This window comes from Pseudoalteromonas sp. 20-MNA-CIBAN-0454, assembly GCF_040308685.1.
GTDB lineage: Bacteria > Pseudomonadota > Gammaproteobacteria > Enterobacterales > Alteromonadaceae > Pseudoalteromonas > Pseudoalteromonas nigrifaciens.
Map to the genome: position 1 here is coordinate 1 of NZ_JBEOOB010000054.1, position 13,393 is coordinate 13,393.

The window sequence follows — 13,393 nt, forward strand, 5'->3', positions numbered from 1 at the left end:
GAGATCCGAAAACAGATCAACTGTTTTTTAAAGAAAACTTGAAATAAACTGCTGTTCGCTGAGTATTTGAGCTAAACACGTTAAAAATACAACATAACTAGCAAGCTATTAACAACTAAAGATATTTTTATACCTTCTCATATTTAAAAGTAGGGTTAAACGATCTTTATATAAAGGCTAATGCCCCAGATGATCACGACGATCGACAATGCAAGTGTTACTGCAGCAGATCCCATATCTTTGGCTCTACCTGATAATACATGCCGCTCTGTGCTTACCCGATCGGTTAGGGCTTCAATTGCGGAGTTTAATAATTCGACTATAAGCATAATCAGTAGCGTACTAACAAGTAGTGCCCAATGAAGTAATGACGAAGCTAACCAAAATGATAGTGGTAACAAAATAATGCATAGGAGTAGCTCTTGTCTAAATGCGACTTCTTCTTTAAACGCGGCTTTAAAGCCAAGGTACGAACAATAGCTTGCTTTAAAAACACGCTTGAGACCGAGGCCATTTGGTTTTAATACATCTTTCATTAATAAACTCTATAAATGAAGGTCAAAATAAAGCCCCGCATTGCGAGGCTTTTATTTACGCTACACCGTATTGGTCGCGGTAAGCTTTAACTGAGGCTAAATGCTGATCCATAGTCCCTTGGCTTTCAAGGTAACTAATTAGATCTGCTAGTTTTACAATAGAGATGACTTTGGTATTAAAGTCTCGTTCAACTTCTTGAATAGCTGATAACTCGGCTTTACCTTTTTCTTGGCGATCAAGGGCGATCAATACACCACTTAGATCTGCGCCATTCTCTGCGATAATTTCCATCGACTCACGAATAGCAGTGCCGGCGGTGATCACATCATCCACTAGCATGATTTTACCTTTAAGTTCAGAGCCTACTAATGTGCCACCCTCACCGTGTGCTTTTTTCTCTTTACGATTAAAACAATAAGGTACATCTTTATTGTAATGATCTGCTAAAGCAACTGCGGTTGTCGTTGCAATAGGAATACCTTTATAAGCAGGGCCAAATAATACATCGTACTCAATGGCGGCATCTTCTAATGCTGCAGCATAAAAACGGCCTAAACGCGCTAAATCTCGTCCTGTATTAAATAAACCAGCATTAAAAAAGTACGGGCTAGTGCGGCCTGACTTTAAAGTAAATTCACCAAACTTTAATACCTGCTTTTCTAAAGCGAACTCAATAAACTCTATTTGATAATCTTTCATATACAGTGATCCTTTGCGTTATGCTAATGCTTGCTTTTGTACGTCGATAATTTCACGAATAGAGTGCTTAGCTAATGTAAGTAACTCATCGAGTTCGTCGAACGAAAACGGTTCACCTTCGGCAGTTCCTTGAATTTCGATAATTTTGCCGGTTTCGGTCAGAATGACGTTCATATCGGTTTCTGCTGCTGAATCTTCTATGTACTCTAGATCACTAATGGCTTGGCCTTTATAGATGCCTACCGAAATTGCTGCAATCATGTATTTAAGTGGGTTTGAATTGATCATCCCTTTAGCACGCATATGCGTAAGTGCGTCAACTAATGCAACACAGGCACCACTAATAGATGCGGTACGTGTTCCGCCATCAGCTTGAATAACATCGCAATCAATAGTAATAGTGTTTTCGCCAAGCGCTTTTAAATCAACAGCAGCACGAAGTGCACGCGCAATTAAGCGTTGAATTTCCATAGTACGACCGCCCTGCTTTCCACGCGCCGCTTCACGGGCATTACGTGTGTGCGTTGCACGCGGTAACATACCGTATTCTGCATTGATCCAACCTTTACCTTGGCCTTTCATAAAACGAGGTACACCCGATTCAACTGTGGCAGTACAAAGCACCTTAGTATTACCAAACTCAACAAGTACTGAGCCTTCTGCATGCAAAGTATAATTACGTGTAAATGTAACAGGTCTAATTTGGTTAGCTGTTCTTTCGCTTGGACGCATTGACGATCCCCTTAATTCAGAATTTGCGACATTATAAGTGCATGTCGGTGTAGATGCCATGCTGATTGTAAAATATTCAGTCTATTAAATTTTCCCTAGAGCTTAAGCAGTGTTACGGTATAATCATTGTAATATTGTATTTATTAATTTTAGGAAACTATCCATGATCCACAGTATGACTGCTTACGCGCGTCGCGAAATAAAAGGCGATTGGGGCACCGGCACTTGGGAAGTTCGTTCAGTGAACCAGCGCTACCTTGAAACATTTATTCGTGCACCAGAGCAATTTCGTGGCATGGAGCCAGTAATTCGTGAGCGCTTACGTAAACATTTACAACGCGGTAAAGTTGAAGTTTTCTTAAAGTTTGTAGCAAACCCTGCGCATGTTGGCGAGCTGTCAATTAATGAAGCACTTGCAGAGCAGCTAATAAATAGTGCTAAGTGGGTACAACAACACAGTGATGGTGACATTAACCCAGTTGATATACTACGCTGGCCTGGTGTTATGGAAGCACAAGAGCTTGATATGGATAGTGTAAATACTGCACTTATTGCAGGCTTTGACCAAGTAGTAGAAGATTTTAAATCTGCACGTGGTGATGAAGGTGAAAACCTACAAGAGATGATAGCTACTCGCCTTGAAGCTATTTTAGAGCAAGTAGCTATTGTAGAAACACACATGCCTGAAATTGCCAAATGGCAGCGCGAAAAGTTAGCGCAAAAACTCGAAGATTTAACGGCTAATATTGACGAATCACGCCTTGAACAAGAGCTTATTTATTTAGCCCAAAAACAAGATGTGGCTGAAGAATTAGATCGCTTAAAGTCGCATGTTAAAGAAACCAAAAAAATTCTTACAAAAGGCGGGGCATGTGGTCGTCGTTTAGACTTTATGATGCAAGAGTTTAACCGCGAAGCAAACACATTAGCATCTAAGTCTATCAATAGTGACATTACTACTGCCGCTGTAGAGCTAAAAGTGCTGATTGAGCAAATGCGTGAGCAGATCCAAAATATTGAGTAATGCTTTAATGTTCAAGCCTTAAAATTGAGCACTAAGAGTTAATTAAAGTGCAATAGTGTTATTAAAGGCTTGAGTTATTTATAACTCAAGCCTATTTATTTTAGATAGAGAAAAACATGGCTCAAACTCGCGGAAACTTATTTATTTTATCGGCACCATCGGGAGCGGGTAAATCAAGCTTAATAAATGCGTTATTGAAAAAGCATACGGATATGAAGGTATCTGTATCACACACGACTCGCGCTAAACGACCTGGTGAAGAGAATGGTGTACATTACCATTTTGTATCAACCGATGAATTTAAAGCACTCATAACTAAAGATGACTTTTTTGAATGGGCGCAAGTGTTTGATAACTACTATGGCACTTCAAAACAAGCTATTGAGTCGCAACTAGATGCTGGTATTGATGTGTTTTTAGATATTGATTGGCAGGGTGCGCAGCAAGTGCGTAAAATTATGCCTAGTGTACAAACTATTTTTATTTTACCGCCTTCAAAGGCAGAGCTAGAGCAACGTTTGAATAACCGCGGCCAAGACTCGCAAGAAATTATTGCTGGGCGTATGGCACAAGCGCAATCAGAAACGTCACATTACAACGAATACGACTTTGTAATTGTTAATGATGACTTTGATACTGCACTAACCGACATAGAAACAATTGTTATGGCGCAGCGTTTAACATTAAAAATGCAAAGCGTTCGTCATCAAAGTTTACTAAATAGCTTACTTAAATAATGTAAGCTTTGCTTATATTGCTATTAAGCAAGTAAAACAGATAAAAATTAACCACTGGCTATTGGCGAAACAGGCTGCTTGCAGTAAACTACGCCTTTGCTTTTAAATTATTTTGGAGTGCTGAGATGGCCCGCGTAACAGTTGAAGATGCAGTAGATGCAATTGGTAATCGTTTTGACTTAATTTTAGTTGCGGCCCGTCGTGCCCGTCAAATTGCTGTTGGTGGTAAAAGACCACTAGTAGACCCTGAAAACGACAAGCCTACGGTAATTGCTTTACGTGAAATTGAATTAGGTTTGGTAGATAGCTCATCAATGGACGTTATTGATCGTGAAGAGCAACAACATCAAGAAGCAGCTGAATTAGCTGCTGTTGCTGCTATTGTTGGTGGCAACCAATAATCGACCTCCCGGTCTGATTTTAGCCAACGGCGCAGTATTTCTTCACTAGCCGTTGGCAATCCTGTCTTTTCATCGTATATTCTTAACTTACCGTTTCCTATTTGCTTCACAAGAACATTGGAGTGTGAATGTATCTTTTTGAAGGTCTTAAAAAGAAAATCTCAGAATACTTGCCAGCCGCCGACGTTGAGCTGGTGCAAAAAGCCTATGTGGTAGCCCGAGAGGCCCATGAAGGACAAACTCGTTCAAGTGGCGAGCCCTACATAACTCATCCTGTTGAAGTAAGCCAAATTCTTGCAAGTATGCATCTTGACCATGAAACACTTATGGCTGCGTTGATGCATGATGTTATTGAAGATACTAATTTTAGCCAGCAAGACTTAGCTGAAATTTTTGGTGATACTGTTGCTGAATTAGTTGAAGGGGTAAGTAAGCTCGATAAACTTAGCTTTAAAGATAAAAAAGAATTCCAAGCTGAGAATTACCGCAAAATGATTATGGCAATGACCCAAGATATTCGGGTTATTTTAATCAAGCTTGCCGATCGTACGCACAATATGCGCACATTAGGCTCACTACGCCCTGATAAGCGCCGCCGTATTGCCCGCGAAACATTAGAAATTTATGCGCCAATAGCCAATCGTTTAGGTATTCATGATATTAAAAATGAGCTAGAAGACTTAGGTTTTCAGGCTTTATATCCGATGCGTCATCGTGCACTTAAATCTGAAGTAGCTAAAGCACGAGGTAATCGCAAGGAAGTTATTTCTAACATTCAAAACGAAATAGAAATGCGTCTTGAGCAATCAGGAATAAAGGCAACTGTGTCTGGTCGCGAAAAGCATATTTATAGCATTTATAAAAAAATGCTTAATAAAGAGCTGCTATTTAATGAAGTAATGGATATTTATGCGTTTAGAATCGCGGTTGAATCTATGGATATCTGTTATCGCGTTTTAGGCGTAGCGCATAATTTATATAAACCAATTGAAACTCGCTTTAAAGATTATATTGCCGTGCCAAAAACAAATGGCTACCAGTCTTTACATACCTCTTTGGTGGGTCCGCATGGGATTCCGGTTGAAATTCAGATCCGTACCCATGACATGGATCATATGGCAGATAAAGGGGTCGCTGCACATTGGATGTATAAAAAAGCAAATGATGGTGGCGCTGGAAGTACTGCACAGCAACGTGCACGCCAATGGATGCAAAGCCTGTTAGAGTTACAGCAAAGCGCTGGCTCGTCGTTTGAGTTTGTTGAAAATGTAAAAACTGAATTATTCCCTGAAGAAATTTACGTATTTACACCTGATGGTCGTATTATTGAGCTACCTATGGGCGCAACAGCGGTTGATTTTGCTTATGCGGTGCATACTGACGTGGGCCACACTTGTGTTGGCGCACGTGTTAATCGCAAACCTTACCCGTTGAGTAAACCAATTGATACAGGGCAAACGATAGAAATAATTACCAGCTCTGGCGCTCACCCTAATGCAACTTGGCTAAACTTTATTGTTACAGGTAAAGCGCGCTTAGGGGTTCGTAATTACCTTAAAAGCCAGCATCACGAAGAAGCACTCCTTTTAGGCCGACGTTTACTCGATTCTGCATTGGGTGAAAGTAAGCTCGACAGTATTGCCCAAGAAAATATCGACAGAGTACTTAAAGAGCATGAGCTCACTACAGTACAAGCGTTATTAGTTGAGATTGGTTCTGGAAATTTAATGAGTATGCTAATTGCAAAACGTTTATTGCAAAACGAGGATGGTGATGTAGCCAATATTGCCAAGCAAGCTAAGGCAACCATTATTGGTACTGAAGGCATGCTGGTTAACTATTCTAAATGCTGCCGTCCTGTTCCTGGTGATGCTATTACTGCACACATCAGCCAAGGTAAAGGACTAACAGTTCATCGCCAAGAATGTAAAAACATTCGTGGGTGGGAAAATGATCGCTCTAAATACTTAGTGGTTAAATGGGATGACAACCCTGAAAAAGAATATATTGCGGCTTTACGTGTTGAAATTATTAACCACCAAGGTGCACTCGCTAAGTTAACTAATGTGGTTGCGACAACACAAGCTAATATTGTAGAAATTGCCACCGATGAAAAAGAAAGTAATTTATACGTGATAGATTTAGGGATTACCGTTAAAAACCGTATCCATGTTGCTAATATTATGCGTCGCATTCGTGTGATGCCTGATGTGCAAAAGGTCTATCGTAAAAAGTAAAATAGGAAACACATGAATAAAGCATTTATCTCTACCGACAAAGCACCTGCTGCAATTGGCACTTATAGCCAAGCAGTTAAAGTAGGCACTGCTGTTTATTTATCTGGTCAAATACCCTTAGTACCTGAGACGATGGAAGTCATATCAGAAGACTTTGCGCAGCAAACACACCAAGTATTTAAAAATATTGCTGCGGTATGTGAAGAAGCAGGTGGTCAAATTCAAGACTTAGTAAAAGTGAATATTTACCTTACCGACTTATCTAACTTTGCAATAGTTAACGAAGTAATGAGCCAATACTTTAAAAAACCATACCCTGCCCGTGCAGCTATTGGTGTAAGAGCTTTACCTAAAAATGTACAAGTTGAAATTGATGGAATTATGGAGTTACCTTCAACTAACTAATTTATTCTAAGAGCTATAGCCAAAGCTATAGCTCTTATTCTGCTACTTCCTGCGCATTATTACCCTCAATTCTTGACTCAAAAGTAAATTTCTAGCACTCTATTATTCTGTCATATAAACAAACTTAACTTTGATAGTAAAAAGGATTAACTCGTGTTTAAGCTTGCTCATAATGGAAATGTATTACTTGATATCGGTAAGCACTCGCCCCCTTCAGCCGCTTTTATAATTGAAGCACTAGAAGAGTCGAATTTTTGTGATTGTAAAATAGATTATGACTCTATAAATAACTTTTTTAAAAGTAAAAACCCTGAGCCTATCTTAGTAGTAGCAACTAAACACGATGCAATATTAAGCGTGACTATTAGTGATGACAAAATGCTCGCTATTGGCGAATTAACACTAGCTCAAGGCGGTAATGTTCTTAGTTTAGATGATGCAAAAATGCAGCTGGTAAAAGCGCGAGTAGCAAGAGGTTATAAACAAGCTTTTTTAGAAAAACTCCTGCAAAAACAATTTGAAATGCCTGCCGGAAGCTCAACTAAAGGCATTTTGGCTAAAGGCAGATTACCTATTGATGGCCAAGATACTAAATTTAATACTTTAGTAAAAACCCTTAAAGATCGTCTAAAAACACCAAAACTAAAAGATGATGGCAGTGTTGATATGCGCGACTTTGGTAAATTAGCCAGTGTAAGCCCCGGCGAAACACTTATTCGCCAGCAACCAGCCACGCCAGGAAAAGAAGGGTTTAATGTACTTGGCGACTTACTCCCAGCTAAATCAGGCGAGATACTTTCTTTAGTTTCTGGTGAAGGCACTGAAATATCAAAATCTAACCCACTTGAACTTGTCTCTACTATTGCTGGTGTACCGGTTGAAATAAATAATGGCATGCGTGTTGATGATATTTTTACCATATCGGAAGTTACAGTAAAAAGTGGTCATATTGATTTTAATGGCAGCGTTATTGTTAGTGGCAACATTGAGCCAGGTATGCGAGTAAAGGCTAAAGGCGATATTACTATTTTTGGTACTGTTGAGTCTGCACAGTTAACAGCCGATGGTAACATTACCGTAAAACAAGGGATTATTGGCCATTATAAACCTGAAGATAAATCACTCTCTTGCACGCTCAACTGCAAAGGTGACATCTATATTTCACATGCACAATATAGCTACCTTGAAGCAACTAATATACTCATTGAACGCCAAGCAAGTCACTGCTCAATAAAGGCTGTTAATCTACTACAAGTTGGTCAAGCAGAGCTCCCCAAGGGTAGGCTGTTTGGCGGAGAAGTGCTAAATGCAACAACCCTTATTGCTGGGGAAATAGGCAATGAATCGGGGGCAAAAATGGTCATTAACTTAGCTGCATCGGGGGCCGAAATCACTGCTGATACCGATAATTGCTTTCAAGACTTAGCAAATACCGATAAACAACTTGATACCTTACAAGCCGCATTAGAAAAAGCCGATTTACTTAAGGATATAGAAAAAAAGAATATGCTTATTGGGAAAATTGGCGCGACTCAACAGCATTACTGCCAACAAGCCGAGCAGTTAGAAAAGCGCTTATCAAACCTAGAAAATAATTTACATGATTTATTGAATAATGCCAATTTAGCAGTTAACAGTGTTTTACATTCAGGTGTAGTGATACATATTTTTGATAAAGTACTCAAAACAACGCGAACTTATCCTCCGTGTAGTGTAAAGCTACAAAATAATAAAATTGAGGTAGAATTTAAAACGCATTAAAAATGAGTGCTTTTGAAGCACTCATTAAATCAACCTACTTAACTAAGGGGCTATTTAAATTTGTTAAATTGCCCAAGCAGTTATGCTAATTGGCCTTATTATTTATAACAAGCCATCAAATGCAGCATGAGTTTGTTGCGGCCATGCACTCACTTGTACTTGGCCAATATGTGGTTTTTGTAATAACAACATAACAAGACGAGATTGACCAATACCGCCACCAATTGTTTGCGGAAATTTATTTTGTATTAATGCCTTATGCCAATCAAACTCTAAACGGTCTTCGTCACTCGTCATACTTAATTGTTTTTGCAACACATCTGGACTAACGCGGATCCCCATAGAAGATAGCTCAAATGCGTCTTCTAATAATGGGTTCCACACTAAAATATCACCATTTAATCCTGCGTATTTGTCACAGGTTGGCGTTGACCAGTCATCGTAGTCTGGTGCTCTTACATCATGAATTTTACCATCACTCAATTTACCACCAATGCCAATTAAAAATACCGCCCCGTACTCTTGTGCAATCGCTTTTTCTCGTTGCTTAGCACTAAAATCTGGGTACATTTCTCGCAGCTCTTCGCTATGTACAAATGTAATACTGCTTGGCAAAAATGGCGTAATACCAAATTTATCGCTAACAAATTGTTCCGTTTTTTTAATACCGGTATAGATTGCTTCAACTGTTTGTTTAAGTGTAGTTAGTGTGCGCTCGCTATCTTGGCAGATCACCTTTTCCCAATCCCATTGATCAACATATACTGAGTGAATAGGACTCAACGAGTCTTCATCTGGGCGTAACGCCTTCATTTGTGTATAAATGCCTTCACCATGAGAAAAGCTATGATCTCCTAATGTTTTACGTTTCCACTTTGCAAGTGAGTGCACTACTTCGTAACGGCTATCTGGAATAGCTTTTATATTTACAGCTACCGCATTTTCATGGCCACTTAAGTTGTCTTGAGTGCCATCGCCCACTCGAGCAAGTATAGGAGCTTGTACTTCTATTAATCCTAATTGCTGCTCTAGTTGCTGTGAAAAAAAATGCTTAACTTGACTTATTTGCTGCTGCTGCTGCACATAAAGTGAACTCATAATAATTGGCCTCATTCCCAGTTATTGTACTTTCGTAACTCATTGCGTCTTAAATAACGCTTCAATATGGTTATCGTAACAATTTAATTATTTAATTCAATAACCCACAATAAAAATAGCTTTAACATATTAAAAGCGTCAATTAAATGCTATAAAACATTAAGATTCAACAATCAAAGAGTGTAAAGGTAATGGAAAATTATCAAATCGATAATCTCGATAAACAGATTCTGCATGCATTAATGGCCAATGCACGCACACCCTACGCAGAATTAGCAAAACGTTTTAATGTGAGTGCCGGCACAATTCATGTTCGTATTGAAAAAATGAAGCAAGCGGGGATCATCACAGGAACTCAGTTAACTATCAGCACCAAGCAGTTGGGCTATGACGTGTGCTGTTTTATTGGGATTAATTTAAATAGTGCACGCGACTATCCGCAAACCTTAATTAAACTAGAAGCACTAGAGGAAGTTGTTGAAGCTTATTACACCACTGGTAACTACAGTATTTTTATCAAAGTAATGACTCGCTCAATCGATCATCTGCAAGATGTACTGATAAATAAAATACAAGCAATTGAAGCTATTCAATCAACAGAAACTCTTATATCGCTACAAAACCCAATTAGCCGCACAGTAATGCCTTAACACTAAAAATCTCGTATAATTACTGAAAAAGAGGATAATCATGCAGCAAACTCGCTATCAAAGAATCGCAGACGTACTTTCGCGCCGACAAACTGACCTAACAGTGTGTTTAGAGGACGTGCATAAACACCATAACCTTTCCGCTATCGTAAGAAGTGCAGACGCCGTAGGTTGTCATCATGTGCATGCCGTATGGCCAGAAAATCAAAAATGGCTTACTAATAATACCTCTGGTGGTAGTAAAAACTGGCTGGAAACACATTTACATAAAAATATTGACGATGCGGCAACAGCCATGCGTGCTCGTAATCCCGATATACAAATACTCGCGACTCACTTATCAACCGATGCCGTTGATTTTAGAGAAATAGACTATACTAAGCCAACCGCCATTATTGTCGGCCAAGAAAAAACAGGGATCTCAGAGCAAGCTTTAAAACACGCTGATCAAAACATTATTATACCCATGCAAGGGATGGTGCAATCACTTAATGTATCCGTTGCAGCTGCATTAATACTCTTTGAAGCTCAACGTCAGCGCGAACTTGCAGGCCTTTATAGTCGCAATATGCTGAGTGATGAAATTAAACATCCCATTTATTTTGAAGGGTGTCACCCTATTATTGCTCGGCAATGTAAGCTAAAAAAGCTTCCCTACCCGGTACTCGATGAGCACGGTGAAATAGTAGCTGATGAACAGTTTTGGCAAGCTTTAAAACATGCTTGATGCCACGTCGCACTATAAGTACACTTAACTCACTTACAAATAATAAGATTTGAGCCCACCTTGTCTAAACCTAGCTTAAGCCAATACCCAATAACAGAACTCAAAGGCGTTGGCCCTAAAATGGCCGAGCGATTGCTAAAGCTAGGTATTTCTACAGTACAAGACATGCTGTTTCATTTACCTCTTCGCTATGAAGACCGCACCCGGCTTTATACTATAAACGAGCTTTCATTACACAGCCATGTAAGCGTGGAAGCAACAATTGAAACAAGCCAGATCACCTTTGGTAAAAGGCGCATGCTAGTTTGCCAAATAAACGATGACACCGGCAGACTTACACTACGATTTTTTAATTTTACCGCAGCACAAAAAAACGCCCTCAGTGCAGGAAAAATAATACGTTGTTTTGGTGAAGTTCGCCGTGGCCGTGTAGGCTTTGAAATGAGTCATCCGGAATATAGCATAAGCGACACACCCAATGAGCAGCCTACGGCTACAACGCTTACTCCGGTTTACTCAACCACTGAAGGTTTAAAGCAATTATCAATTAGAGCACTTAGCGATCAAGCTATTAATCTATTGCAAAAATATTCAGTAGAGGAGCTGCTTCCTGCGCAATGGCAACCTTCTAATTTAGGGCTAAGTGATGCCTTACTATTATTACATCGCCCACCTAACGACATAGACGTAATTGCACTTGAACAAGGTACTCATCCAGCTCAGCAGCGGCTCGTTTTTGAAGAGCTACTAGCGCAAAATCTCAGCTTGTTAAAAATACGCCAACAAGGGCAACAAGTTAAAGCTGTCAGCTTAAATCCTAACAACGCATTAGAAAGCCAATTTTTAGCGCAACTCCCTTTTGATCCAACCAATGCACAAAGTCGTGTAGTCGCCGAAATTAAAGGTGATTTACAACAGCCTTACCCTATGATGCGTTTAGTACAAGGCGATGTTGGCTCAGGTAAAACATTAGTAGCAGCATTAAGTGCATTGACTGCTATAGCACAAGGTTTTCAGGTAGCTTTAATGGCTCCTACCGAAATTCTCTCCGAGCAGCATGGGATTAACTTTAATAACTGGTTTAACCAATTAGGTATTACAGTTGCCTGGCTTGGAGGTAAAACTAAAGGTAGAGAACGTGTAGCTACTCTTGAAAAAATAGCCTCCGGTGAGGCGCAAATGATCGTCGGCACCCATGCGTTATTTCAAGACGAGGTGAAATTTCATAATCTCGTGCTTATTATTATCGATGAACAACATCGTTTTGGTGTTCATCAACGATTATCACTGCGTGAAAAAGGCCGCTTTGGCGACTGTTACCCACATCAACTAGTCATGACAGCAACACCTATACCTCGCACACTTGCAATGACCGCTTACGCCGATTTAGAGACCTCTGTAATAGATGAATTACCACCGGGTCGAACACCCATAACAACAGTGGCATTACCAGACACTCGTCGAGGCGATATTATCAAGCGCGTTAAATTAGCCTGCCATGAGCAAGGCAGGCAAGTTTATTGGGTATGCACGCTCATTGATGAATCAGAAGTGCTGCAATGCCAAGCCGCCGAAGATAGCGCGCAGCAATTAAAAGAAGCCTTACCAGAGCTAAACGTAAGCCTTATACATGGACGGATGAAAGCTGCAGAAAAACAAGCCATTATGAGTGAGTTTAAAGCTGGTAATATTCATGTTTTAGTCGCAACCACAGTCATTGAAGTAGGAGTGGATGTACCTAATGCCAGTTTGATTATTATAGAAAACCCTGAGCGTTTAGGTTTAGCACAATTACACCAACTACGTGGTCGAGTAGGGCGTGGAGCTACCGCTTCGCATTGTGTACTTTTATACCATGCACCTCTCTCACATACAGCACAAAAGCGTCTGGGCGTGTTAAGAGATAGTAACGATGGTTTTGTTATAGCTGAGCGAGACTTAGAGATCCGCGGCCCTGGTGAAGTGCTCGGCACTAAACAAACCGGTTTAGCTGAATTTAAAATTGCCGATCTAACCCGCGACAAACACACTTTAAATCAAGTCAGGCCAATAGCGCAGCAAATGCTAATACAGCACCCAAAACAAGTAGATGCACTTATAAGTAGATGGCTTGGTAATAAATCCAACTACGCACTAGCTTAAAACTGCGCTCTTTCACAATATTGAGACTACCCCTAGTACTTTCCAGCTTAAATTACACTTTTCTGCAGACGTAAAAAAGCCCGATTATTTTCAATCGGGCTTTCTCGATTTGGAGCCTGGCAATGTCGTGGTGCCCACAGCGGTGGAGAGTCACAGTGCAAATACACCACATTCATTGGCTAGTGGTGATGTTTTTATGATTTGAGTGTCGGGTGTCGCTACGCTCGCCCAACCTACGCGGGA

At 40.1% G+C, this 13,393-nt stretch carries 13 protein-coding genes; 9 read left to right on the forward strand and 4 right to left on the reverse strand.

All coding sequences use genetic code 11. The features are described 5' to 3' along the window. Positions 1–155 precede the first annotated feature (155 nt). Genes AAEZ22_RS17230 through rph form a run of 3 tightly spaced genes read right to left on the reverse strand, consistent with a single transcriptional unit; the run spans position 156 to position 1,968 of the window. The gene (locus AAEZ22_RS17230) at positions 156–536 is read right to left on the reverse strand and encodes a diacylglycerol kinase (protein ID WP_011329424.1); all 381 of its coding nucleotides are present in this window, start codon (positions 534–536) and stop codon (positions 156–158) included. A gap of 55 nt (positions 537–591) precedes the next feature. After that, positions 592–1,236 carry an orotate phosphoribosyltransferase gene (pyrE, locus tag AAEZ22_RS17235; protein ID WP_011329425.1) on the reverse strand — a complete coding sequence of 215 codons (645 nt, stop codon included), beginning with the start codon at positions 1,234–1,236 and terminating at the stop codon, positions 592–594. 18 nt (positions 1,237–1,254) lie between these two features. After that, complete coding sequence (gene rph, locus AAEZ22_RS17240) at positions 1,255–1,968, reverse strand: ribonuclease PH (protein WP_011329426.1); 714 nt, start codon at positions 1,966–1,968, stop codon at positions 1,255–1,257. Between the two features lie 163 nt (positions 1,969–2,131). Between rph and AAEZ22_RS17245 the strand changes: the two genes are divergently transcribed. From AAEZ22_RS17245 to AAEZ22_RS17270, 6 genes are all read left to right on the forward strand, one after another. Continuing rightward, entirely contained in the window at positions 2,132–2,992 is an 861-nt protein-coding gene (locus AAEZ22_RS17245; protein ID WP_011329427.1) for a YicC/YloC family endoribonuclease, read from the forward strand. Between the two features lie 116 nt (positions 2,993–3,108). Then, a complete protein-coding gene (gene gmk, locus AAEZ22_RS17250; RefSeq protein ID WP_011329428.1) occupies positions 3,109–3,729 on the forward strand; it encodes a guanylate kinase in 621 nt (206 codons plus the stop codon). 125 nt (positions 3,730–3,854) lie between these two features. After that, positions 3,855–4,130 (forward strand): DNA-directed RNA polymerase subunit omega, encoded by a 276-nt coding sequence (gene rpoZ / locus AAEZ22_RS17255; protein WP_011329429.1) that lies wholly within the window; start codon positions 3,855–3,857, stop codon positions 4,128–4,130. A 128-nt stretch (positions 4,131–4,258) separates the two neighbouring features. Then, positions 4,259–6,367 carry a bifunctional GTP diphosphokinase/guanosine-3',5'-bis pyrophosphate 3'-pyrophosphohydrolase gene (gene spoT, locus AAEZ22_RS17260; RefSeq protein ID WP_011329430.1) on the forward strand — a complete coding sequence of 703 codons (2,109 nt, stop codon included), beginning with the start codon at positions 4,259–4,261 and terminating at the stop codon, positions 6,365–6,367. A gap of 12 nt (positions 6,368–6,379) precedes the next feature. Beyond that, on the forward strand, positions 6,380–6,772 hold the full coding sequence (gene ridA / locus AAEZ22_RS17265; protein WP_011329431.1) for a deaminase RidA: 393 nt from the start codon (positions 6,380–6,382) through the stop codon (positions 6,770–6,772). A gap of 153 nt (positions 6,773–6,925) precedes the next feature. Next, positions 6,926–8,533 carry a flagellar assembly protein A gene (locus tag AAEZ22_RS17270; protein ID WP_011329432.1) on the forward strand — a complete coding sequence of 536 codons (1,608 nt, stop codon included), beginning with the start codon at positions 6,926–6,928 and terminating at the stop codon, positions 8,531–8,533. 102 nt (positions 8,534–8,635) lie between these two features. Here the strand turns inward: AAEZ22_RS17270 and asnA are convergent, their stop codons facing one another. Then, positions 8,636–9,631 (reverse strand): aspartate--ammonia ligase, encoded by a 996-nt coding sequence (gene asnA, locus AAEZ22_RS17275; protein ID WP_182684580.1) that lies wholly within the window; start codon positions 9,629–9,631, stop codon positions 8,636–8,638. 191 nt (positions 9,632–9,822) lie between these two features. Between asnA and asnC the strand changes: the two genes are divergently transcribed. The 3 genes from asnC to recG are packed head-to-tail and all read left to right on the forward strand — an operon-like array spanning position 9,823 to position 13,150. Continuing rightward, positions 9,823–10,281 (forward strand): transcriptional regulator AsnC, encoded by a 459-nt coding sequence (gene asnC / locus AAEZ22_RS17280; protein ID WP_011329434.1) that lies wholly within the window; start codon positions 9,823–9,825, stop codon positions 10,279–10,281. Between the two features lie 40 nt (positions 10,282–10,321). Next, entirely contained in the window at positions 10,322–11,008 is a 687-nt protein-coding gene (trmH, locus tag AAEZ22_RS17285; RefSeq protein ID WP_179808274.1) for a tRNA (guanosine(18)-2'-O)-methyltransferase TrmH, read from the forward strand. Positions 11,009–11,068: 60 nt separating this feature from the next. Next, complete coding sequence (gene recG / locus AAEZ22_RS17290; RefSeq protein WP_352298166.1) at positions 11,069–13,150, forward strand: ATP-dependent DNA helicase RecG; 2,082 nt, start codon at positions 11,069–11,071, stop codon at positions 13,148–13,150. Positions 13,151–13,393: the final 243 nt, after the last annotated feature.

Excerpts from the sequence above, each read along its gene's own strand:
- AAEZ22_RS17230 (WP_011329424.1), bottom strand. The coding sequence starts at position 536 with ATGAAAGATGTATTAAAACCAAATGGCCTCGGTCTCAAGCGTGTTTTT.
- pyrE (WP_011329425.1), bottom strand. The coding sequence starts at position 1,236 with ATGAAAGATTATCAAATAGAGTTTATTGAGTTCGCTTTAGAAAAGCAG.
- rph (WP_011329426.1), bottom strand. The coding sequence starts at position 1,968 with ATGCGTCCAAGCGAAAGAACAGCTAACCAAATTAGACCTGTTACATTT.
- AAEZ22_RS17245 (WP_011329427.1), top strand. The coding sequence starts at position 2,132 with ATGATCCACAGTATGACTGCTTACGCGCGTCGCGAAATAAAAGGCGAT.
- gmk (WP_011329428.1), top strand. The coding sequence starts at position 3,109 with ATGGCTCAAACTCGCGGAAACTTATTTATTTTATCGGCACCATCGGGA.
- rpoZ (WP_011329429.1), top strand. The coding sequence starts at position 3,855 with ATGGCCCGCGTAACAGTTGAAGATGCAGTAGATGCAATTGGTAATCGT.
- spoT (WP_011329430.1), top strand. The coding sequence starts at position 4,259 with ATGTATCTTTTTGAAGGTCTTAAAAAGAAAATCTCAGAATACTTGCCA.
- ridA (WP_011329431.1), top strand. The coding sequence starts at position 6,380 with ATGAATAAAGCATTTATCTCTACCGACAAAGCACCTGCTGCAATTGGC.
- asnA (WP_182684580.1), bottom strand. The coding sequence starts at position 9,631 with ATGAGTTCACTTTATGTGCAGCAGCAGCAGCAAATAAGTCAAGTTAAG.
- asnC (WP_011329434.1), top strand. The coding sequence starts at position 9,823 with ATGGAAAATTATCAAATCGATAATCTCGATAAACAGATTCTGCATGCA.
- trmH (WP_179808274.1), top strand. The coding sequence starts at position 10,322 with ATGCAGCAAACTCGCTATCAAAGAATCGCAGACGTACTTTCGCGCCGA.